Source organism: Jiella flava (assembly GCF_017349315.1).
Taxonomy (GTDB): Bacteria; Pseudomonadota; Alphaproteobacteria; order Rhizobiales; family Rhizobiaceae; genus Jiella; species Jiella flava.
The window spans coordinates 231,081-251,145 of sequence record NZ_JAFMPP010000002.1; the positions used below are offsets into that span (position 1 = coordinate 231,081).

Below are 20,065 nucleotides of genomic sequence, written 5' to 3' on the forward strand. Positions count from 1 at the left end.
GCCGGATCGGGCGAGGTGACGCGCATACCGAGACGATATATGCGGGGTGTCCCGCTGATCGCCGCCATGCCGTCATGCCGTCGCATGAATGTGCCCTTCGTTGACATCAATCCGAATAAAATGTGGCGGAACACGAAACTAGCAACGTTTCTTACTCCGCGTAAGGTCGGGCATTCGGGAATGCGCCGCCATTGGTCTCGCTGCTCCTGATCTCCTGCTGCAGCGCACATCTTCGAATCGCGAGGTCGGCAAGGGGCACCGATGTCAACGCCAATATACCAGATGGAAGCGGGTTTACAGCCCTGTGCCGGTTTGGCCAGGGCGATCGCGCCCGGGCCGGTCATACCCGCCGCAATGGCTGATCAGCCGGCCGCCGACTGTGCCGCAACTGGCATCATGACGATTGGAAGACAAAGTGGTGAAATCGAAGCATCGAAACGATTGAATTCAGCGATACGCAATCTAAATCGATTAAATTACTGATTTCATTAAGTTTTCTTGGCTTTCGCGCTTGCTCTCAACTTCGTCCTCCTCTATCTATGCGCCGACAAAATGCCTTTAGGGACTGTTTCGGGAGACGACATCGTGGATCAGATCGGGACGCACAATCCTGAGAGCGGGATCGAGACGACGGGCCTCCACGGTTTGGCGTCCATCCGTTGGAATCTCTCGGAGGCGGAACTCGTCGAAATCGCGGTGCGCCGTGGCGAGGCCAAGCTCTCAGCCCATGGCGCGCTGGTCGCCACGACGGGCAAACACACCGGGCGCTCGGCGAAGGATAAATTCATCGTGCGCGACGAGAACACCGGCCCGGTCGTCTGGTGGGATAACAATGCGGCAATGACGCCGGAAGCCTTCGGGGCGCTTCACGAGGACTTCAAGACGGCGGCGCAGGGCCGCGACCTGTTCGTGCAGGATCTTATCGGCGGAGCCGATCCGGCAAATGCCATCAAGGTGCGGGTCGTCACCGAATATGCCTGGCACTCGCTGTTCATTCGCAATCTGTTGATCCGTCCGAGCGCCGCGGATCTCGCCCGTTTTGTGCCGCAGATGACGATCATCGATCTGCCGTCCTTCGTGGCGGATCCGGAGCGGCACGGCTGCCGTAGCGAGACGGTGATCGCCTGCGATCTCAGCCGCAATATCGTCCTCATCGGCGGCACCTCCTATGCCGGCGAGATGAAGAAATCGGTTTTCACGGCGCTGAACTACCGTCTGCCGCAGACCGGCGTGATGCCCATGCACTGTTCGGCGAATGTCGGCCCCAAGGGCGACGGCGCGGTGTTTTTCGGGCTGTCCGGCACCGGCAAGACGACGCTGTCGGCCGAGCCGACCCGCACGCTGATCGGCGACGACGAGCATGGCTGGGGCGAGAATGGCGTCTTCAACTTCGAAGGCGGCTGCTACGCCAAGACCATTCGTTTGTCGGCCGAGGCCGAGCCGGAGATCTTCTCGACCACCCGCCGCTTCGGCACGGTGCTGGAGAATGTCGTGCTCGACGAGAACCGGGTGCCGGATTTCGACGACGGGTCGCTCACTGAGAACACCCGCGCGGCCTATCCGCTGCATTTCATCGCCAACGCTTCCAAGAGCGGTCGTGACGGCCATCCGAAGAATGTGATCATGCTGACCGCCGATGCCTTCGGCGTGCTGCCGCCGATCGCCAAGCTGACGCCGGCTGAAGCGATGTACCATTTCCTGTCAGGCTATACGGCGAAGGTGGCGGGCACCGAAAAGGGGGTGACGGAGCCTGAAGCGACGTTCTCGACCTGCTTCGGTGCGCCCTTCATGCCGCGTCATCCGACCGAATACGGCAATCTCCTGCGCGATCTGATCGCCCGTCACGGCACGGACTGCTGGCTGGTCAACACCGGCTGGACCGGCGGCGCTTATGGAACCGGCCAGCGCATGCCGATCAAGGTGACGCGGGCGCTGCTCAAAGCGGCGTTGGATGGCAGCTTGAACGATGCCGAGTTCCGCACCGATCTGAATTTCGGCTTTCAGGTGCCGGTGGCGGTCGCGGGTGTCGATTCCGGTATTCTCGACCCGCGCTCCACCTGGAGTGACAGGGGCGCCTACGATCTGCAGGCAAAGAAGCTCGTCGCGATGTTCGCCAAAAACTTCGAAAAATTCGCTGCTCACGTCGATGACGCGGTGAGCCAGGCGGCGCCTGCGATGCCGCTCGCGGCCGAGTAAGCCACGCGAGGTCGCCGGGCCGGCAAGTCGGTGTCGCGCCCGCGGCCGGCGTTCTCGCCGATCAACAAATTTTGCGCGCTCGTTGTCCCGTGATCGGATGATGCGCGCGCGATCGCCGTCTCCTGGGAGGGAGCGAACCATCGCCCGGTGCCGGGGACCGTTCCGGTCTTGCAGCGCCGGGCGGTGGTGCATTGGAGTCGCCTGAATCGGCAAGGGTCTGTCGAGTGTCCGCCATTTTCGCTACATCATGCGTTTCCAGAGGCCTTGCGACGGCGACGTCGCGTGGCGGCGCTGGCGGATGAAGACCACGGACGGGACGCGATGGCGGAAACGCGGGATTTGCAGGTGACAGGCTCCGTGGTGCTGCCGGAAGACGAACTTGAGGAGCAATTCATCCGTGCCTCGGGACCGGGCGGCCAGAACGTCAACAAGGTCGCGACCGCCGTGCAGCTGCGCTATCGCACGCTTGGGTCACGAGCGATTTCGCCCGACGCCAAGCGGCGACTGCTGCGGCTCGCCGGCCAGCGGGCGACCAAGGACGGCGACATTCTGATCGAAGCGTCGCGGTTTCGCAGTCAGGAGCGCAATCGTGAGGACGCCCGCGAGCGTTTGGCGGAGCTTGTGCGCGAGGCGCTGAAGCCGCCCCCGCCGCCGCGCAAGAAGACCAAGCCCTCGAAGGGCGCGGTCGAGCGCCGGATCAAGGCGAAGAAGGGCCGCGCGAAGATCAAGGCGATGCGTGGCCGGGTGCCGGATTGAGGGGCGGTGCGCGAACGGGCATTTTTCTGTTCGAGGGCGCGGCTCGGGCGCCGTGCGTTCGGCAGGACGCACAAAGGACGCGCGACTTGATCAAGTCGACGCTCGTTCAAAAAATGATGGGCTCGGTCGAAGCCGGGCGGCGATCCTTCGCGTAGCTTGACCTGACAGCGGGATAACTCTTTTCGCGCGTGGCGTTCTCAATTTATCAGTTGGCGCGGATCTCTTTCGGTAATGGCCCCTCCCGCGCCGGGCTGATGATCTTGCTGAGACAAGCGAAATTCCGGATTTTGTCCAGAAATCATCATATTTTTTCCCAAAAATCGTCTCAATTCAAGATTTGACGTCAATCACCATATGAATAATTCGTCCTTTCTCGTCGAAAATTTTTTAAAAATCAGATGGTTGTCGTGGATTTCTTGGTTTCATGACAAAAAATTAATCGAAATAATTTGAAGCCAGTCGCCGAGTTCGTTCGTAATTGCCGCAACCTCTTCCGAAGGGAGAGGGACATCGACCTTTTCGAAACGGGAGAAATTTCATGCTCAAGTCTGTCATGCGCGCTGCCGCGATCACCTCGCTCCTCGCCGCCGGGTCGCTCGCAACGGCTCCGGTCGTGTTCGCCAAGGACAAGATGGCGATGTCGGAAAAAATGCCGATGGTGGGCGGCGCTCCGATGAGCCCGAAAATGACCATCGTCGAGAACGCCTCCAAGGCCAAGAACCTGACGACGCTGGTTGCGGCGGTCAAGGCGGCCGGCCTCGTCGACACGCTCTCCGGCTCGGGCCCGTTCACGGTCTTCGCGCCGACCAACGCTGCCTTCGCCAAGCTGCCGAAGGGCACGGTCGAGACGCTGTTGAAGCCGGAGAACAAGGACAAGCTGACCAAGATCCTGACCTATCACGTCGTCCCGGGTGACATGACCTCGAAGGACGCAATGGCCGCGATCAAGAAGCATGGCGGCAAGGTTGCGGTGAAGACGGTCGAAGGCGAGACACTGACCTTGATGGTCAAGGGCAAGAAGCTCGAGATCAAGGACGCCAGCGGTCACACGGCCACCGTCACCCAGGCGAATGTGACGCAGTCGAACGGCGTGGTGCACGTCATCAATCGCGTCCTGATGCCGAAGATGTGAGCTGCGGCGAAGGGCGGACGAGCCGATCAGGCTTTCGGCCGCCAAAGCCCTCTCCATCGATGACTGATGAAGGGCCGGGCGTAACGAACCTGGCCCTTCATCGAAGAGATTTTAAGAGCGTTTCGACGTTCAGCCGCAGGATTTGAGGCGCCGACGCCCCATTTTGATCAGACAAGCCTTTGCGGCAAAGCGTGGTCGAAGGAGAAATGGGCATGATCAGACGCAATTTTATCAAGGCGGGTCTGGCCGCTGGTGTCACGGTGGTTGGCGGTGCGGCGATGTTCCGCGTCCGTGCCGATGCGGCGGAGGGCAAGTTTCCCGTCCGCCATTCCGACGCGCAGTGGAAGAAGCTCCTGACCGCCGACCAATATGCGGTGCTGCGCAATGAGGCGACGGAGCGGCCGTTCTCCAGCCAGCTGACCGAGAACAAGCAGTCCGGCGTCTACAGCTGTGTCGGCTGCGATACGCCGGTGTTCTCCTCCAAGGCGAAGTTCGATTCCGGCACGGGCTGGCCGAGCTTTTTCGAGCCGATCTCCGCGACGGCGGTCGCCTCCAAGACGGACTACACGCTAATCTATCCGCGCACCGAGGTGCATTGCGCCACCTGCGGCGGCCATCTCGGCCATGTCTTCAACGACGGACCGAAGCCGACCGGTATGCGCTATTGCATTAACGGCGTCGTGCTCGACTTCACGCCGGGATCGCCGGAGGCCTCCTAAAGATGGAGCCGCATCAAGACCTACAGCATTGGCCGGAAAATCGGAATCGATTTTCGTAAACCCCGATGGGTGAACTCAATCAGAATATGCGTCCGGTTTTCGTTCTATCGGACGTACGGGCGCCAACCCGTCGTCACCCACCGCTCGTCTTCATGGCTTGCAAACCATTTTCGTCGCGCCATTCAAGCCGGCGTCTCGCAAAGCTGCGGACCCGCTGATCGGCCCGCCCCGAACAAGATCCACCGCGCGCATGCACTTGTGACAGCCAAATCGGGGCGGCGGCATGTTTGAGATGGTCTTGCGCCGCAGTGAGGATTGAACCGGCGGCGGGGGATCGCCATATCCTGGTGGTGACGATGGCGCCGCCGATGGGTCATCGCCGATGAAGTCGCTTGATCAAGGGCTTTCAAACCGATGAGTCGTATGACGCCGTTCTCCAGCCCGTTGCTGCTTGGCTTCGACAGTGTCGAGAAGACGCTGGAGCGGATCGCCAAGGGGGGCGATGGCTACCCGCCCTACAATATCGAGCGCGTGCGCCCCTGCGACGGTAGCAATGTCGGTGTTGACGGCGGGCCGCTCGGCGACCTGATCCGCATCACCTTGGCGGTTGCGGGCTTTCTTCCCGAAGATCTCGAAGTGACCGTCGAGGAAAACCAACTCCTCATTCGCGGTCGCCAGCGGGACGAGGAAGAGCGCGAATTTTTGCATCGCGGCATCGCCGCGCGGCAGTTTCAGAAATGCTTCCTTCTCGCCGATGGCATGCGAGTGATCGGAGCGCAGCTCAAAAACGGGCTGCTTCTGGTCGATCTGGCGAAGCCCGAACCCGAACGCATCGTCAAGAAGATCGAAATCGCGGTCAACGAATGACCGGGTTTCGCGTTTGCCTCTGACAGGAGACGATCATGCGTAACCATGTGACCACCACTGCAGACAGTTTCGACCTTGCCTCGCTGGGCGAGGGGCATATCGCCTATTTGCGACAGATGACCTCCGACGAGATGCGGGCCCGCTTTCCGTCGGTCAAATCGATCGAGCCTGGGCTGAAGCTGTGGGCGCTGTTTAGTGCCGACGGCACGCCGCTGGCGGTCTCGGACGACCGTTCGAGCATTCTTGTAAGCGCCACGCAGAACGAGCTCGATACCGTCAGCCTGCACTGACCGCACCAATGATCGGGCAGAGCCGCTCATCAGCCGACAAAGCGCGCCTATTCAAGGCGTGCTTTGTCGTTTCAGGGCCGTTTGACGCCCGGCGGCGCCCTTCGGCCGATCGCGAATGACACGGGCTCAGGCGGCTTCCATCGATGCTTCCGGCTGCTTGGCGCCGGTCATCAATGCCACTGCGTCGCTCATCGTCGCAAGCTTCGGATCGATGACGCAAAGGCGCTTGCCGAGGCGATGGACATGCACCCGGTCCGCCACCTCGAAGACATGCGGCATGTTGTGCGAGATCAAGACGATCGGCAGGCCGCGGGCGCGCACGTCCTGAATCAGCTCCAGCACTTTGCGCGATTCCTTGACGCCGAGGGCGGCGGTGGGCTCGTCCATGATCACGACACGCGAGCCGAAGGCTGCGGCGCGCGCAACCGCGACACCCTGGCGCTGGCCACCGGACAGCGTTTCCACCGGCTGGTCGATATTCTGGATGGTCAAAAGGCCGAGATCATTGAGCTTTTCTCGGGCCAGCCGCCCCATCGTCTTGCGATCGAGGGTGCGCAGATATTTGCCCATGAAGCCCGAACGCCGGATCTCGCGGCCAAGGAACATATTGTCGGCGATCGACAGCGCCGGCGACAAGGCCAGATTCTGATAGACCGTTTCGATCCCCGCCTCGCGAGCGTCGAGCGGCGAAGAGAAGTGCATCTCCTTGCCGTCGAGAAAGATCTGGCCTTCGTCGGCCCTGACGGCGCCGGACAGCGCCTTGATCAGCGACGACTTGCCGGCACCGTTGTCGCCGATCACCGCCAAAACTTCGCCTGGATAAAGGTCGAAGTCGCAGTGGTCGAGAGCGGTCACCTTGCCGTAGCGCTTGACCAAGCCACGAGCTTTCAGGATCGGTTCCATCACGCAGCTGCCTTTCTGATCCATTGATCGACCGCAACGGCGGCGATGATCAGCATGCCGATCAACAAATAGGTCCATTGCGGGTCGGTGCCGTACATGCCGAGCCCGAGCGAGAAGACGCCGACGATGAGGGCGCCGAAGAGCATGCCGATGATTGAGCCGCGTCCGCCGAACAGCGAGATGCCGCCGATCACCACGGCGGTGATCGAATTGATGTTCTCGAACTGGCCGGAGGTTGGCGAGACCGAACCGAGGCGGCCGATCAGGGCCCAGCCGGCAAGGGCGCAGATGATGCCGGCGAGAACATAGACGCTGATCAGGATGCGTTTCACCTGGACGCCGGCCAGTTCGGCGGCCACCGGGTCGTCGCCGACCGCATAGACGTGGCGCCCCCAGGCGGTATGTCTCAGCACATAGGCGAGGACGCAGACGATCACCACCATCATGATCGCGCCATAGGTCAGCACCGCGCCGCCGACCCGCACCGTTTCGCCGAAGACCTGCAGCAGTGGCGCCTGGGTCTCGATGTCCTGGGCGCGGATGGTTTCGTTGGCGGAATAGAGGAAGTTCGTCGCCAAGACGATCTGCCACATGCCGAGCGTCACGATGAAGGGCGGTAGTTTCACGCGGGCGACGAGGAAGCCGTTGATATAGCCGATCAGGGCGCCGACACCGATGCCGCAGGCGACAGAGAAAAAGGGCGGCAGGCCGTAGCGGAAGGTGAACTGGCCCATCACCACCGAGGTCAGCACCATGATCGCACCGACCGACAGGTCGATGCCGGCGGTGAGGATGACCAGAGACTGCGCCGCGCCGACGATGCCGGTGATCGCCACCTGCTGCAGGATCAGCGTCATCGCATAGGCGGAAAAGAAGCGACCGCCGAGAATGATGCCGAAGACGATCGTCGCGGCGACCAGCACGATCAGCGGCACGATCGATGGGGTCTGATGCAGCAACTGCCGCAGCTGACTGACGACGGAGCGTCGCTGGTGGAACTCGGCGACCGTGTTCGGCCCGCTGTGGATGGCCGTTTCAAAACCTTGCGGGCCACGCGTTTCACTGCCCATTCGATGCCTCCCTTTCGGCTTTCGCCATGATGCCGGCCCCCCTTGATCTCGTTGAGACCTGTCAGGTGGGCATGCGCGGTCGATGGGCTGCCGGGCTAGCCTCGGCTCTGCGCAATCGCCGGTTTTTCGCTGTGATGATGGACTGCGCCGATGACGGCAGCAAGCGGTGTGCGCCACGCCGGCGGCTCATCGCCGAACGCGGTGTCGGCGGGGCCGCGCATCGATGCGGTGCGAAAACATCATGCCCGATCGGCGCCCACCCATGGCGGGCGCCTGTCTCGTTTGGCTTTAAAGGGGGCGGCGATCAGCCCCAGCAGAGCTTCAGGCCTTCCTTCGTGTCGATGGACGGAAGGCCCTCGACCGGGTGGTCGGTGACGAGCTGAACGCCGGTGTCGAAGAAGCTCTTGCCCTCAGTCGGCTTCGGCTTGGTGCCTTCCTTGGCAAACTGGGCGATCGCGTCGACGCCGAGCGAGGCCATCTTCAGCGGATATTGCTGCGAGGTCGCGCCAATGACGCCGGCTTCGACGTTCTTCACGCCTGGGCAGCCGCCGTCAACTGAAGTGATGGTGACGCCCTCCTGCATGCCGACGGCTTTCAGCGCCTGATAGGCGCCGGCGGCAGCGGGTTCATTGATGGTGTAGACGAGATTGATGCCGGAATCCTTGGCCAGCAGGGTTTCCATCGCCTTACGGCCGCCTTCCTCGTTGCCCGCGGTCACTTCGTGGCCGACGATGCGCGGATCGGTTTCGTCACCCCACTTCTTCGGGTCGCCGAGGTCGATGCCGAAGCCCTTCAGAAAGCCCTGATCGCGCAAGACGCCGACCGAAGGCTGCGAGACGGCCAGGTCGAGCATGGCGATCTTGGCGTCCTTGGCCTTGTCGCCGAGGGTCTCTTTGGCCCACTGGCCGATCAACTCGCCGGCTTTCATATTGTCGGTGGCGAAGGTCGCGTCGGCGGCGTCGATCGGGTCGAGGGGGGTGTCAAGCGCGATCACCAGAAGGCCGGCGTCGCGGGCCTTCTTCACCGACGGCACGATCGCCTTGGTGTCGGAGGCGGTAATCAGAATGCCTTTGGCGCCATCGGCGATGCAGGTCTCGATCGCCGCGACCTGGCTTTCGTTGTCGCCGTCGATCTTGCCGGCATAGGTCTTCAGATTCACACCGAGCTTCTTGGCTTCGGCCGTGGCACCTTCCTTCATCTTGACGAAGAACGGATTGGTGTCGGTCTTGGTGATCAGGCAGGCGCTGATCGTCTTGTCCTGCGCCATGGCCGGAGCGGCCGCGAGGGCGCAGCCCGACGCCAGAATCGTGCCTGCAACGAGTGTGCGAATCTTCACGTGAAATCCTCCCGAAAATCGTGGCGATCGGTGGCTTCGCGGCCCCGTCGCCGGGTGACCTGTCATCGTTAGGTCGGATGCAGGGAACACCAAGCTCAGAAGCTTGTCAAGAATTGTAACTCAGATGGATTTATTTATAGTGTGGTGGATAAAGTGGATTGGGTTGGGCGCCTCTGTCAGGCGATGATAGGCTGTCCTCGCGGCGCCTCACAACACTTCGAATCGCCCGGTCGTATCACTATCAGCGCGGCGCATCGTCGCCGATCGGGAGGAAAACTATGCCGCCTTCTGAAAGCGGACGGGGCGAAGCCGAGGGTAACGATGCGGCAGAAAGCCGGATGCGCGGCTCCAACCAGTCCGGGTTGCGAGCCCACAACCGAAGAGCGGTTCTATCGCTCATTCGTCGCAACGGACGCCTTGCCAAAGCGGAGATTGCGCGTCGCACGGGGTTGTCGCCGCAAACCGCATCGGTGATCATGCGCGAACTCGAAGCCGACGAGTTGGTCCTGCGGGATCAGCCGCAGCGCGGGCGCGTCGGTCAGCCGTCGATTCCGATGCGGCTCAATCCGGACGGCGCCTTCTCGCTGGGGCTGAAGATCGGCCGCCGCTCGGTCGATCTGGTGCTGATGGACTTCATCGGCCGGATCCGGGCGCATGAGCGGATTGCCTATGCCTTTCCGAGACTGCGCCAGATCCTCGACTTCATAGCCAAGGCCGAACCTACGCTGCGCGGCACGCTGCCGGGACCGCTCGCCGGACGGGTGGTCGGGCTCGGCGTCGCCTTGCCCTTTGAGTTGTGGTCCTGGGCCGACGATATCGGCGCGCCGGAGGGGGCGATGGATGAATGGCGTGATCTCGACGTCAAGGCGGTTCTCGCCACCGTCACAGATCTGCCGGTCGATCTCGCCAACGACGCCACCGCCGCCTGCGCCGCCGAGAACGTCTTCGGCTCGGCGCAGACGGCCGATTTCCTCTATTTCTTCGTCGGTGCGTTCGTCGGCGGCGGCATCGTCATGAATGGCGATCTCGTCTCGGGGCGGCGGGGCAACGCCGGTGCCCTGGGCTCGATGCCGATTCCCGCTCCGGACGGCGGATATGCGCAGCTCATCGACTTCGCCTCGCTCTATCTTCTGGAGAAAAGCTTTGAAGCCAGAGGCGGCGACATGCTGGCCGTCTGGCGTGGCGAACGCTCTTGGGAACGCTTTGGGCCGATGCTGGACCAATGGATCGACAAGGCGGCCTACGGTCTTGCCCACGCGATCGTCGCCGCAAGTTCGGTCTATGACTTCGAATGTGCGCTGATCGACGGGCGCTTTCCAGCTGCCGTGCGAACACGGCTTGCCGAACGCACGGCGGCGGTCGTGGCGACGATCGAGCGCAAGGGCCTGTTTCCCGTAACGGTACGGCCGGGGACGATTGGCGCTGACGCGCGCGAGATCGGCTCGGCAAGCCTGCCGTTCTTCGCCCGCTATCTGCTCGATCATCAGGTGTTCTTCACCGACGCCGAGTGAGCCGGCGAGGGGGCGCGGCTGTCGGCTTGGCCGAGCGCGCCCCCGATGACCGATCAGTCGGTCGCGGTGATGCGGCCGTCGGTGAACGGCTTGTAAGCCTTGTTATCCTTGGCGAGATAGTCGGCGACGACCGCGTCGAGATCCGGGCCGTAGTCATAGGCGTCGGTGCCCTTCTTGGCGAAGACCGAATAGCCGTCGCCGCCCGAGCGCATGTAGTTGTTGGAGACGACGAGATAGGTCTTGTCCGGGTCGATCGGCACGAATTGGCCGTTCTCCTTCACCATCACAGTCTTGATGCGGCTGCCCGGCTTGGCGCTTTTCGACCAGGTGAATTTAAGCCCCGCCACCTGCGGGAAACGGCCGGCGCCTTCCTCGACCCGGGAGACGCCGCTCTCGAGCGCCGCCTTCACATCCGAGCCCTTCAGCTTGAAGGTCGAAAGCGTGTTCTGGAACGGCAGCACCGTCAGGATCTCGCCTTGGGTGACCTTGCCCTGATCGATCGAGGCGCGCAGGCCGCCGCCATTGGTGATGGCGATCTCGGCGCCCTGGTCCTTGACCCGCGCCAGCATCGCATCGGCGACGAGGTCACCCATCTGGCATTCGCCGGCCCGGCAGCTCTCGCGGGAGCCGTCGATCGGCTCGGCGGTCTCGGCGACGACTGTCTTGCGGATTTTGTCGAGCGGCTTGGCGAGCTCGGCGATCCGAGCTTTCAGCTTGGGATCTTCGGCGATGGTGCCGTCGAGCAGGATCGGCTGGCCGTCCGCCTTGGTGACGACGCCCTTGTCGTCGAAGGTGACGGTCAGCTCGCCGAGATATTTCCCATAAGCGTATGCCTGGACGATCGGCACGTCGTGGCCGTCGGGACCCTTGACCATTGTCGGGTAGGGGCCTGAGGCCTTCTTATCGGTGTTGGAGAGCAGGGTGTGGCTGTGGCCGCCAACGATGACGTCGATGCCGGGCACCTCGGCCGCCAGCTTCTGGTCGACCATGTAGCCAGAATGGCTGAGCAGGATGATCTTGTCGACGCCCGCGTCGCTCAGCGCCTTGACCGCGCGTTTGGCGGCCTCGGCCGGATCAAAGAAGGTGATGGTCTTGCCAGGGCTCGACAGCTCGGCATTGTCCTGCGGCGTCAGACCGATGATGCCGATCTTCTGCCCCTTCTTCTCAATGATGGTGAAGGGTTTCACCAGGGCGGCGAGCTCGCTCTCCTTGGAAACGTCCGCATTCGCCATCACAACCGGAAAATGGACCGACTTGACGAAGTGCGTGAGCACCTTCGGGCCGTCGTCGAATTCGTGGTTGCCAACGGTCATCGCCTCGTAGCCGAGGGCATTCATCATCTCGGATGCGGCTTTGCCCTTGTATTGGGAGTAAAAGAGCGAGCCCTGAAACTCATCTCCACCGTCGATGAGGATCGGGTTGTCGGCCGCCTTGCGAGCCGCCTCGATCGCTGTCTTGAGCCGCGCCGTGCCGCCGAAGCAGTTGTCCGCGGCGCGATCCTTCTCGTCACAAGTCGAATCGTATTTGTTGATCGGTTCGATCCGGCTGTGGATGTCATTGGTGTGGAGAATGGTCAGCGTGTAGTCGGCGAAGGCGGCCTGGGTGCCAATTGCCAGCAGCGCCAGGGCGGCGGCGGATCCAAGGAGATGCGTCATTCAAAGTCCTTTCCGAGCGGCTTCGAAGGGGGCGTCGTCAAATCGGCGAAGACAGGAAATTCCGAAGCGGAAGATCCGCCTTTCCGTATGGGAGGATCATAAGCCGTCAAGATGACGGTTGGATAGCGGCAACGTCTTTTCATCCAGCGTTTTGCGGGCGGTGACCCTCGTCGCTATCTCGTCGGGCTTGATGCCTGCAAGCAGGGAACTTGACCGTCGAACGCCGGATCTCGACCGTGACAGCTTGGACGGAATCCTGTTGATTGACTGATCAATCAACGATGCTATCTTGCCTGAGATGTCGGACCTTGCCCGCCAAAGAGCCATGCGCCGACCCGTCGAGGTCGCTCGCCGGGAAACCGTGATCGCCGCGACCATCGCGGCGATCGACGAGGCGGGTTCGCTCAACGTCACCGTGGCCGATATCGCCGGGCGGGCGGGCATCTCCTCGGCGCTGGTGCATCATTATTTCGGCACCAAGGATGATCTGATGATCGCCGCCATGCGCTCGCTCCTGAAGCAGTGCCGCCAGGAGGTGGCGCAGCGCCTGCGGGCGGCCGGCGAGGATCCGCGAGCACGCGTGCGGGCGGTGATCGCCGGCAGTTTCGCGCCGAGCCAGTTCAGCCAGGAAACCGTCTCGGCCTGGCTGGTCTTTTATCTCTATGCCCGGCGCTCTTTCGAAGCAGCGCGGCTGTTGCGGATCTATTTTCGCCGGCTGGAGACCAATCTCGTCTCGGCCCTGGAAACGCTTGTCGGCGTCGAGCGCGCCGGGCGGATCGCCGCCGGCGCCGGCGCGATGATCGACGGCGTCTGGCTGCGCCAGGCCCTTACGCCTGTCACCGAGCCCGATCCTGACAGCGCGACCGCCATGGTCGAGCGCTTCATCGACGCGGAGTTGAATGCATGAAGACCATCGATGAAGCCGACTACGTCATCGTCGGGTCCGGGTCGGCCGGATCGGCCCTGGCTCACCGATTGTCGGCCGGTGGACGCTACGAGGTGGTGGTGGTCGAGGCGGGCGGCACCGACGCCGGACCGTTCATCCAGATGCCGGGGGCGCTGTCCTTTCCGATGAACATGCGCCGCTACGACTGGGGATATGTTGCCGAGGCCGAAAAGACGCTGGCCGGGCGCCGGCTGGTGACGCCACGCGGCCGGGTGATCGGCGGCTCGTCGTCGATCAACGGCATGGTCTATGTGCGCGGCCACGCCTGCGACTATCGCCATTGGGCCAAAAGCGGCGCTACGGGCTGGGATTTCGCCGACGTGCTTCCCTATTTCAAGCGCATGGAGCACTTCCACGGCGGCGCCGGGCGCGGCGTCGATCCGCGCTGGAGGGGCACCGACGGGCCGCTGCACGTCAAGAACGGCGACATGGAGAACCCGCTCTATCAAGCCTTCGTCGAGGCGGGCAAGCAGGCAGGCTATCCCGAGACGCAGGATTACAACGGCGCGCAGCAGGAGGGCTTCGGGCCGATGCAGCAGACGATCTGGCAGGGGCGGCGCTGGTCGGCCGCCAATGCCTATCTGCGCGATGCCCTGAAGCGCGACAACTGCCGGCTGATGCACGGCCACGTCAGCCGTGTCGACATCGATCGTCGGGCCAAGCGGGCGACGGGAGTCGTCATCGGCAAGGGGCGGCGGGCGAGCGGTGTGGTCAAGGCGCGTCGCGAGGTCGTGCTGGCCGCCGGATCGATCAACTCGCCGACGCTGCTGATGCATTCCGGCATCGGCGACGCCGCCGATCTCAACCGCGTCGGTATCGACGTGGTGGCGCCCCGCGCCGGCGTCGGCCGCAATCTGCAGGACCATCTGGAACTCTATATCCAGGAGACCTGCATCCAGCCGATCACCCTCAACGGCTATCTCGATCTCTTCTCCAAGGGGCGGATCGGCCTCGAATGGATGATGCTCCACACCGGCTACGGTGCGACCAACCATTTCGAGGCCGCAGCCTTCATCCGCTCCGACGCCGGCATCGAATATCCCGATATCCAGTACCACTTCCTGCCCGGCGCAATCCGTTACGACGGCAAGGCAGCGGCGCCCGGCCACGGTTATCAGTCCCATGTCGGGCCAATGCGCTCGAAATCGCGCGGCGAGATCCGCTTGAAGAGCAACGATCCGACCGCGGCGCCTTCGATCCGCTTCAACTACATGTCGCATCCGGACGATTGGCGCGAGTTCCGCAAGGCAATCCGGCTGACTCGGGAGATCTACGCCCAAAAGGCCTTCGATCCCTATCGCGGGCCGGAGATCCAGCCGGGCGCCGATGCCACCAGCGACGCCGATCTCGACCGCTTCATCGCCGAACATGCCGAGAGCGCTTATCATCCCTGCGGCACCGCCCGGATGGGCGCGGCCGACGACCCGCAGGCGGTGGTCGATCCGGACTGTCGGGTGATCGGCATCGACAATCTGCGGCTCGCCGATTCCTCGATCTTCCCGCGCATCACCAACGGCAATCTCAACGGCCCGTCGATTATGGTCGGCGAAAAGGCCGCCGATCACATCCTCGGGAAGGGGATGCTGACGCCGGAGCCGGAGCTGAAGCCGTGGATTGCGGCGGATTGGCAGACCCGGCAGCGCTGATAGATGGAAAGCGTCGGATGGGAGGGCTCAGGGGCCGGGCTTTCGGCGGAGGAAATGGCCATCGCGTTCCGCCGGCTCCGCGAGCACATGCCCGGGCGCACGCTCACGGCGAAAGGCCCCAAGGATCAGCCGGATCCGTTTCGATCCATGGTCTCCTGCCTCTTGTCGGCCCAGAGTCGCGACATCAACACCGCTGCAGCCGCCAAGGCACTGTTCGCACGGGCCGCGACGCCCCAGGCGATGCTGGCACTTTCCGAAGAGACGATCGCCGCAACGATCAAGCCTTGTGGCCTTTACAACACCAAGGCACGCAACATTCGAAAGCTGTGCGACGTCTTGGTTCACCAGCTTGGCGGGCGGGTGCCGGAGACGCGTGAAGGGTTGATGCAAATCCCTGGAATCGGCCGCAAATGCGCCGATATCGTCTTAAGTTTCAGCTTCGACAGGCCGATCATTGCCGTCGACACCCACGTTCACCGGGTCGCCAATCGCCTCGGCCTGACCAATGCGAAGACCGCGGACGAGACCGCCGATCAACTCGCCGGGCATGCGCCCGAATGGGCGCAGCGCGACGGGCATTTCTGGCTGATCCAGTTTGGCAAGGCGGTCTGCGTGGCGCGGCGACCGAAATGCGGCGGCTGCTTCTTGAGCGATCTCTGCCGATTTTATGCCGCGAGACGATCGTTGCCGTGAAACGCCAGAGCCGGCCTGCCCGGGCCGCATCGGCGTTTTATGAGGAGCGAGGACGAGCGATCGCGCGCGGCGCGATCGCGATTAATACGTGTGGCTCGCTCAGGCTGCGACCGGCAGGACGGCTTCGATCTCTTCAGGCTCGAACGGTTTGCACACATACGGGATTGACTGCATATCGCCGGGAATACTCTCGGTCGTCGCCGAAACGAAGCAGAACGGCACCTTCGCCCGCATCAGCAGACGGGCGACCGGCAACGAGGTTGAGCCGTCGCGTCCAAGCTGCAGATCCAGTAACGCGAACCCGATGTCGCGGCCGTGCTCCTTCACAAAGCGCAGACCGTCCTCCAACGTGGACGCCACAACGACATCATCGCGGAGACGGTCTTGGACGATCTCTTCGAGATCGACGGCTATGATCGGTTCATCTTCCAGAATGAGTATGGTCATTGGTTTGCCCTTCCTTGACTTGAAAATGTCGCACGGCATGTTTGGTTGCGGTGCAATGGGCAAAAGTCGAAATCTATCGAAAAACCGACGTATTTTAGCAACGATTCGTGCAGATGGGCGGGGTAGAGAACCACAGGTCCGCAGACGGCGCCGGTCCGTGGGGCGTTAGGACCGGCGCCGTCTCGCCTTGATGGGCGCGATCAGGCGCTTTTGGGGCAACATTGGCGCCGTCTCGTGCCATCCAAGCTCGAATCGAAACCGTTCTCTCCCGGATCACCGGCGACCACGTCGTGCGTGGACCGCGCACCATCTGGGACGGATCGAGGCGATCTCTCCCTCGAACGAAGCGGTGACCGCTCAAGGGGCTTGCCGGATCAGGCAAGCCCGGACCTTTTACACCCCCTTCGCCGTTCGCGTTTGACTGAGCGTCTCAGGATTTGGTCACAAACGCCGCTCGACGAAAAAATTCGAACTCCTTGCGGTGACAGGCGTCGCGCCGGATTTCTTCGATCGTTAGGTCAGTTCGAATCGTCGACATAGCGCGCGTATTGCCGGCGCATCTGCAGGGTCCAGTCATAGAGCCGCCGATCGTGCTTCAGCAGGGTGCGGTCAAAGCCGTTCATCGACAGGCTGCGCAACTCGCGTGGGGCGATCAGGTAGCGCGCCTTGAAGGCCCGCGAAAAATGCGCTGCGCTGACGAAGCCGACCGCATAGGCGACGTCGTCGATGCGGATCGCCCGGGCGGAGATGTCGGTGATCATGTCGTAGGCTTTGGCGAGCCGGCGCGCCTGCACCAATGTCGACAGGCCGCCGTCCACGTCCGCCAACCGGTAGAGACTGGCGCGGGACATGCCGCAGGCATAGGCGATTGCGGCCGGTGACAGGTCCGAATCCGCCAGATGTTCATCGATGAAGTGGACGATGCGCTGGCGCAGGCTCGCCGCCATCGCCGCCTTGACGTGCGCGTTGGCGTCGCGGAACGAGCGGGCGCTCATCAAAGCGAGCAACGCCTCGACGCCGGCTTCCATTTCGGCGTTTGTCAGCTGTCCGGCATTGTCGGCGAGAAAGCTCATGTGGCTGCGGGCAAGCGGCGTCAGGCGCTCGCCGTTGCCAAGTCGGCGGCCGTGATAGATCGCGCCCTGCAGGCGCGCGCCGAACTCGCGGGGGATCAACAGCGTGATATTGGAAAAGTTCGAGGCGACGGTCGAGAGCGGCCGGGCGAGATCGAGGACACTGATTTCCCCTGGCCTCAGATCGATCGGTGTGCCGGCGCAATCGCCGACGTATCCGCCCTGCTCGTAGAGCTGGATGACGATGTGATCCCACTCGGGGGTGGTGTTTTTGCGAACCTCGCGGTGGAACGACTGAGCCGTCGCCTTGGCCCGGGACAAGAGCACCGTGCCGGCGTGGAGCGCGTTGGCACCGCCGTCGAAGGTCGCCGGATCGCCGCCGGCGGGACGAACGTCGAACAGTGGCCGCACAACGTTCCGCCAGATATCGAACTTTTCTTCTCCGCTCAAACGGCTGACATCGAAGCCGGCGCTCGTCGAGGTTGGAGCGGCAACCGAAGTCACGTCGTGAGCCATGATCCGAAAATTCGCTCTTGCATTTTGTCGCCGAGCCCAAGCCTGCGGCGACCTTCCACAGGCCACTTGAGCGTATCAATTTTAACGATGCAACGAAAAAGCAGTCTTCGCCGTCAATTTTAAGTCGCACAAGCGGTTCGGTGATGGCGACGCGGCCGAGGCTTGAACGATCCCGCAGCGAGGATTGCCGCTACGTTGGGTTTTTTCGGATTACAGTGATCTGCAGCGACACGTTGCCCACAATTCGGAGACGGTACTAGACAAAGGCGGAGATAACTTCGTAGAAACGCTCCAATCATCGCGGCTGGGGGGACGTGTGAGATTCGTGTGCCGGCCATTTCTCTGTCGCGAAGAGGTTGATTTCGACAAACGGCCGGACGGCACGACCGGTTCGGCACCGAAGGAGTGGCTGCGACCGTGAGCGTCAACGACACCGCCGAACCGAATCGCCGGGATTTTCTCTACATCGCCACGGGGACCGTCGGCGCCGTTGGTGTCGCAGTTGCAGCTTGGCCGTTCATCGATCAGATGAATCCGGATGCGGCCACCTTGGCGTTGGCCGAAATCGACGTCGATGTCAGCCAGATCACCGAAGGGCAGTCGATCACCGCGAAATGGCGCGGCAAGCCGGTGTTCATCCGCCAGCGGACGGCCAAGGAGGTCGAGGAGGCCAAGGCGGTCGCGCTGACGGCGCTGAAGGACCCGATCGCGCGCAACGCCAATCTTCCGTCAGATGCGCCGGCGACGGACGAAAACCGTGCCGCAAAGAGCAAAGAAGCCTGGCTGGTGATGATCGGCGTATGCACCCATCTCGGCTGCATCCCGCTGGGCGAATCCGGCCCCTACAATGGCTGGTTCTGCCCGTGTCATGGTTCGATCTACGACACCGCCGGCCGCATCCGACAAGGCCCGGCGCCGGAGAACATGGCGATTCCGCTGTTCAAGTTCACATCCGACACGAACATTCGAATCGGCTGACTGGGGGCAGCATAATCCGATGAGTGGTCATTCTACTTACGTACCCTCCAAGGGGATCATGCAGTGGCTGGATGCGCGGCTGCCACTGCCCCGGCTGATGTATGATTCCTTCGTCGCCTATCCGGTGCCGCGCAATCTGAACTACGCCTACACGTTCGGCGGCATCCTCGCGATCTTCCTGGTGCTGCAGATCCTCACCGGCGTCGTGCTGGCGATGCATTACGCCGCCAATTCGGCGATCGCCTTCGACTCCGTCGAGAAGATCATGCGCGACGTCAACTGGGGCTGGCTGTTGCGCTACATGCATGCCAACGGCGCGTCGTTCTTCTTCATCGCCGTCTACGTCCACATCTTCCGCGGCCTTTATTACGGCTCCTACAAGGCGCCGCGCGAGGTGCTGTGGATCCTCGGCGTGATCATCTTCCTTCTGATGATGGCGACGGCCTTTATGGGCTACGTGCTCCCCTGGGGCCAAATGTCGTTCTGGGGCGCGACGGTGATCACCAACTTCTTCACCGCCTTCCCGTTGATCGGCGACCCGATTCATGCGCTGTTGCTGGGCGGCTTCGCGGTCGACAATGCGACGCTGAACCGATTCTTCTCGCTGCACTACCTTCTGCCCTTCATGATCGCCGGCGTGGTGGTGCTGCATGTCTGGGCGCTGCATGTCACCGGTCAGACCAATCCGACCGGCGTCGAGGTGAAATCGTCCAAGGATACGGTGCCGTTTACCCCGCATGCGACGATCAAGGATGGTTTCGCCATGGCCGTCTTCCTGATTGTCTTCGCCTATATGGTGTTCTATCTGCCGAACTATCTCGGTCATGCCGACAACTATATCGAGGCGAACCCGCTGAAGACGCCGGCCCATATCGTGCCGGAATGGTACTTCCTGCCGTTCTACGCGATGCTGCGGGCGATCACCTTCAATATCGGCCCGATCGACTCCAAGCTCGGCGGCGTACTCGTCATGTTTGGCTCGATCCTGGTGTTGTTCTTCGTGCCGTGGCTCGACACCTCGCGGATCCGCTCGACCGCTTTTCGGCCGCTTTACAAGATCTTCTTCTGGATTCTCGTCGCCGACTGCATTTTCCTTGGCTGGCTCGGCTCGCAACCGGCTGAAGGCATCTATCCGGCGCTCGCACTGGTCGGGACGATCTACTATTTCAGCCACTTCCTCATTCTTCTCCCGGTTCTCGGCCTGATCGAGACGCCGTTGAAGCTGCCCGGATCGATCACCGAGGCGGTGCTCGCCAAGCATGGCGGAGGGGGAACGCCGTCCGGCGCCGCTGCCAAGGCGGAAACCAGGGGCTGACGGTGAGCCACGTGGGAGA

18 protein-coding genes are annotated in these 20,065 nt (G+C 62.5%); 12 read left to right on the plus strand and 6 right to left on the minus strand.

What is annotated here, in order from left to right; translation table 11 throughout:
- Positions 1–552: 552 nt before the first annotated feature.
- The 6 genes from J1C48_RS03720 to J1C48_RS03745 all read left to right on the plus strand — a co-directional run bounded on the left by J1C48_RS03720 (position 553) and on the right by J1C48_RS03745 (position 5,960).
- The gene (locus J1C48_RS03720) at positions 553–2,196 is read left to right on the plus strand and encodes a phosphoenolpyruvate carboxykinase (RefSeq protein WP_210345309.1); all 1,644 of its coding nucleotides are present in this window, start codon (positions 553–555) and stop codon (positions 2,194–2,196) included.
- Between the two features lie 321 nt (positions 2,197–2,517).
- Positions 2,518–2,952: an alternative ribosome rescue aminoacyl-tRNA hydrolase ArfB gene (arfB, locus tag J1C48_RS03725; protein ID WP_207256381.1), complete on the plus strand. Its 435-nt coding sequence runs from the start codon at positions 2,518–2,520 to the stop codon at positions 2,950–2,952.
- 538 nt (positions 2,953–3,490) lie between these two features.
- Positions 3,491–4,084, plus strand: coding sequence for a fasciclin domain-containing protein (locus J1C48_RS03730; RefSeq protein ID WP_207256382.1), 594 nt, complete (start codon positions 3,491–3,493; stop codon positions 4,082–4,084).
- 212 nt (positions 4,085–4,296) lie between these two features.
- Positions 4,297–4,803 carry a peptide-methionine (R)-S-oxide reductase MsrB gene (msrB, locus tag J1C48_RS03735; protein ID WP_207256383.1) on the plus strand — a complete coding sequence of 169 codons (507 nt, stop codon included), beginning with the start codon at positions 4,297–4,299 and terminating at the stop codon, positions 4,801–4,803.
- A 414-nt stretch (positions 4,804–5,217) separates the two neighbouring features.
- Entirely contained in the window at positions 5,218–5,670 is a 453-nt protein-coding gene (locus tag J1C48_RS03740; protein ID WP_207256384.1) for an Hsp20 family protein, read from the plus strand.
- A 35-nt stretch (positions 5,671–5,705) separates the two neighbouring features.
- Positions 5,706–5,960, plus strand: a complete 255-nt coding sequence (locus J1C48_RS03745; RefSeq protein WP_207256385.1) for a BQ00720 family protein — start codon at positions 5,706–5,708, stop codon at positions 5,958–5,960.
- A gap of 126 nt (positions 5,961–6,086) precedes the next feature.
- On the opposite strand, the gene J1C48_RS03750 is transcribed toward J1C48_RS03745, so the two are convergent.
- The 3 genes from J1C48_RS03750 to J1C48_RS03760 form a co-directional block, all read right to left on the minus strand.
- A complete protein-coding gene (locus tag J1C48_RS03750) occupies positions 6,087–6,887 on the minus strand; it encodes an ATP-binding cassette domain-containing protein (RefSeq protein ID WP_207256386.1) in 801 nt (266 codons plus the stop codon).
- On the minus strand, positions 6,863–7,933 hold the full coding sequence (locus J1C48_RS03755; protein ID WP_207256387.1) for an ABC transporter permease: 1,071 nt from the start codon (positions 7,931–7,933) through the stop codon (positions 6,863–6,865). Before J1C48_RS03755 ends, J1C48_RS03750 begins: the two co-directional genes overlap by 25 nt.
- A 304-nt stretch (positions 7,934–8,237) precedes the next feature.
- Positions 8,238–9,200, minus strand: a complete 963-nt coding sequence (locus tag J1C48_RS03760; RefSeq protein ID WP_425523482.1) for a sugar ABC transporter substrate-binding protein — start codon at positions 9,198–9,200, stop codon at positions 8,238–8,240.
- A gap of 347 nt (positions 9,201–9,547) precedes the next feature.
- Here J1C48_RS03760 and J1C48_RS03765 point away from each other — a divergent pair, with 347 nt between their 5' ends.
- Positions 9,548–10,780 (plus strand): ROK family transcriptional regulator, encoded by a 1,233-nt coding sequence (locus J1C48_RS03765; protein WP_207256389.1) that lies wholly within the window; start codon positions 9,548–9,550, stop codon positions 10,778–10,780.
- Between the two features lie 53 nt (positions 10,781–10,833).
- Here the strand turns inward: J1C48_RS03765 and J1C48_RS03770 are convergent, their stop codons facing one another.
- The gene (locus J1C48_RS03770; RefSeq protein ID WP_207256390.1) at positions 10,834–12,435 is read right to left on the minus strand and encodes a bifunctional metallophosphatase/5'-nucleotidase; all 1,602 of its coding nucleotides are present in this window, start codon (positions 12,433–12,435) and stop codon (positions 10,834–10,836) included.
- Between the two features lie 325 nt (positions 12,436–12,760).
- Between J1C48_RS03770 and betI the strand changes: the two genes are divergently transcribed.
- Genes betI through J1C48_RS03785 form a run of 3 tightly spaced genes read left to right on the plus strand, consistent with a single transcriptional unit; the run spans position 12,761 to position 15,720 of the window.
- Positions 12,761–13,342: a transcriptional regulator BetI gene (gene betI, locus J1C48_RS03775; RefSeq protein ID WP_207256391.1), complete on the plus strand. Its 582-nt coding sequence runs from the start codon at positions 12,761–12,763 to the stop codon at positions 13,340–13,342.
- Positions 13,339–15,027, plus strand: a complete 1,689-nt coding sequence (gene betA / locus J1C48_RS03780; protein WP_207256392.1) for a choline dehydrogenase — start codon at positions 13,339–13,341, stop codon at positions 15,025–15,027. Before betI ends, betA begins: the two co-directional genes overlap by 4 nt.
- A 54-nt stretch (positions 15,028–15,081) precedes the next feature.
- A complete protein-coding gene (locus J1C48_RS03785; protein WP_231081557.1) occupies positions 15,082–15,720 on the plus strand; it encodes an endonuclease III domain-containing protein in 639 nt (212 codons plus the stop codon).
- Between the two features lie 99 nt (positions 15,721–15,819).
- On the opposite strand, the gene J1C48_RS03790 is transcribed toward J1C48_RS03785, so the two are convergent.
- Together J1C48_RS03790 and J1C48_RS03795 are read right to left on the minus strand one after the other, a co-directional pair.
- On the minus strand, positions 15,820–16,167 hold the full coding sequence (locus J1C48_RS03790) for a response regulator (RefSeq protein ID WP_207256394.1): 348 nt from the start codon (positions 16,165–16,167) through the stop codon (positions 15,820–15,822).
- Positions 16,168–16,685: 518 nt separating this feature from the next.
- Positions 16,686–17,753, minus strand: coding sequence for a helix-turn-helix domain-containing protein (locus J1C48_RS03795; protein ID WP_207256395.1), 1,068 nt, complete (start codon positions 17,751–17,753; stop codon positions 16,686–16,688).
- 417 nt (positions 17,754–18,170) lie between these two features.
- Between J1C48_RS03795 and petA the strand changes: the two genes are divergently transcribed.
- Both petA and J1C48_RS03805 read left to right on the plus strand, forming a co-directional pair.
- Positions 18,171–18,731 carry a ubiquinol-cytochrome c reductase iron-sulfur subunit gene (gene petA / locus J1C48_RS03800; RefSeq protein WP_207256396.1) on the plus strand — a complete coding sequence of 187 codons (561 nt, stop codon included), beginning with the start codon at positions 18,171–18,173 and terminating at the stop codon, positions 18,729–18,731.
- 19 nt (positions 18,732–18,750) lie between these two features.
- The gene (locus J1C48_RS03805; RefSeq protein WP_207256397.1) at positions 18,751–20,046 is read left to right on the plus strand and encodes a cytochrome b; all 1,296 of its coding nucleotides are present in this window, start codon (positions 18,751–18,753) and stop codon (positions 20,044–20,046) included.
- The last annotated feature ends 19 nt before the right edge of the window (positions 20,047–20,065 follow it).

What these genes read in the sequence shown, in the direction of transcription:
- J1C48_RS03720 (WP_210345309.1), top strand. Translation starts at nt 553, where the DNA reads ATGCCTTTAGGGACTGTTTCGGGAGACGACATCGTGGATCAGATCGGG.
- arfB (WP_207256381.1), top strand. Translation starts at nt 2,518, where the DNA reads ATGGCGGAAACGCGGGATTTGCAGGTGACAGGCTCCGTGGTGCTGCCG.
- J1C48_RS03730 (WP_207256382.1), top strand. Translation starts at nt 3,491, where the DNA reads ATGCTCAAGTCTGTCATGCGCGCTGCCGCGATCACCTCGCTCCTCGCC.
- msrB (WP_207256383.1), top strand. Translation starts at nt 4,297, where the DNA reads ATGATCAGACGCAATTTTATCAAGGCGGGTCTGGCCGCTGGTGTCACG.
- J1C48_RS03740 (WP_207256384.1), top strand. Translation starts at nt 5,218, where the DNA reads ATGAGTCGTATGACGCCGTTCTCCAGCCCGTTGCTGCTTGGCTTCGAC.
- J1C48_RS03745 (WP_207256385.1), top strand. Translation starts at nt 5,706, where the DNA reads ATGCGTAACCATGTGACCACCACTGCAGACAGTTTCGACCTTGCCTCG.
- J1C48_RS03750 (WP_207256386.1), bottom strand. Translation starts at nt 6,887, where the DNA reads ATGGATCAGAAAGGCAGCTGCGTGATGGAACCGATCCTGAAAGCTCGT.
- J1C48_RS03755 (WP_207256387.1), bottom strand. Translation starts at nt 7,933, where the DNA reads ATGGGCAGTGAAACGCGTGGCCCGCAAGGTTTTGAAACGGCCATCCAC.
- J1C48_RS03760 (WP_425523482.1), bottom strand. Translation starts at nt 9,200, where the DNA reads ATGGCGCAGGACAAGACGATCAGCGCCTGCCTGATCACCAAGACCGAC.
- J1C48_RS03765 (WP_207256389.1), top strand. Translation starts at nt 9,548, where the DNA reads ATGCCGCCTTCTGAAAGCGGACGGGGCGAAGCCGAGGGTAACGATGCG.
- J1C48_RS03770 (WP_207256390.1), bottom strand. Translation starts at nt 12,435, where the DNA reads ATGACGCATCTCCTTGGATCCGCCGCCGCCCTGGCGCTGCTGGCAATT.
- betI (WP_207256391.1), top strand. Translation starts at nt 12,761, where the DNA reads ATGCGCCGACCCGTCGAGGTCGCTCGCCGGGAAACCGTGATCGCCGCG.
- betA (WP_207256392.1), top strand. Translation starts at nt 13,339, where the DNA reads ATGAAGACCATCGATGAAGCCGACTACGTCATCGTCGGGTCCGGGTCG.
- J1C48_RS03785 (WP_231081557.1), top strand. Translation starts at nt 15,082, where the DNA reads ATGGCCATCGCGTTCCGCCGGCTCCGCGAGCACATGCCCGGGCGCACG.
- J1C48_RS03790 (WP_207256394.1), bottom strand. Translation starts at nt 16,167, where the DNA reads ATGACCATACTCATTCTGGAAGATGAACCGATCATAGCCGTCGATCTC.
- J1C48_RS03795 (WP_207256395.1), bottom strand. Translation starts at nt 17,753, where the DNA reads ATGGCTCACGACGTGACTTCGGTTGCCGCTCCAACCTCGACGAGCGCC.
- J1C48_RS03805 (WP_207256397.1), top strand. Translation starts at nt 18,751, where the DNA reads ATGAGTGGTCATTCTACTTACGTACCCTCCAAGGGGATCATGCAGTGG.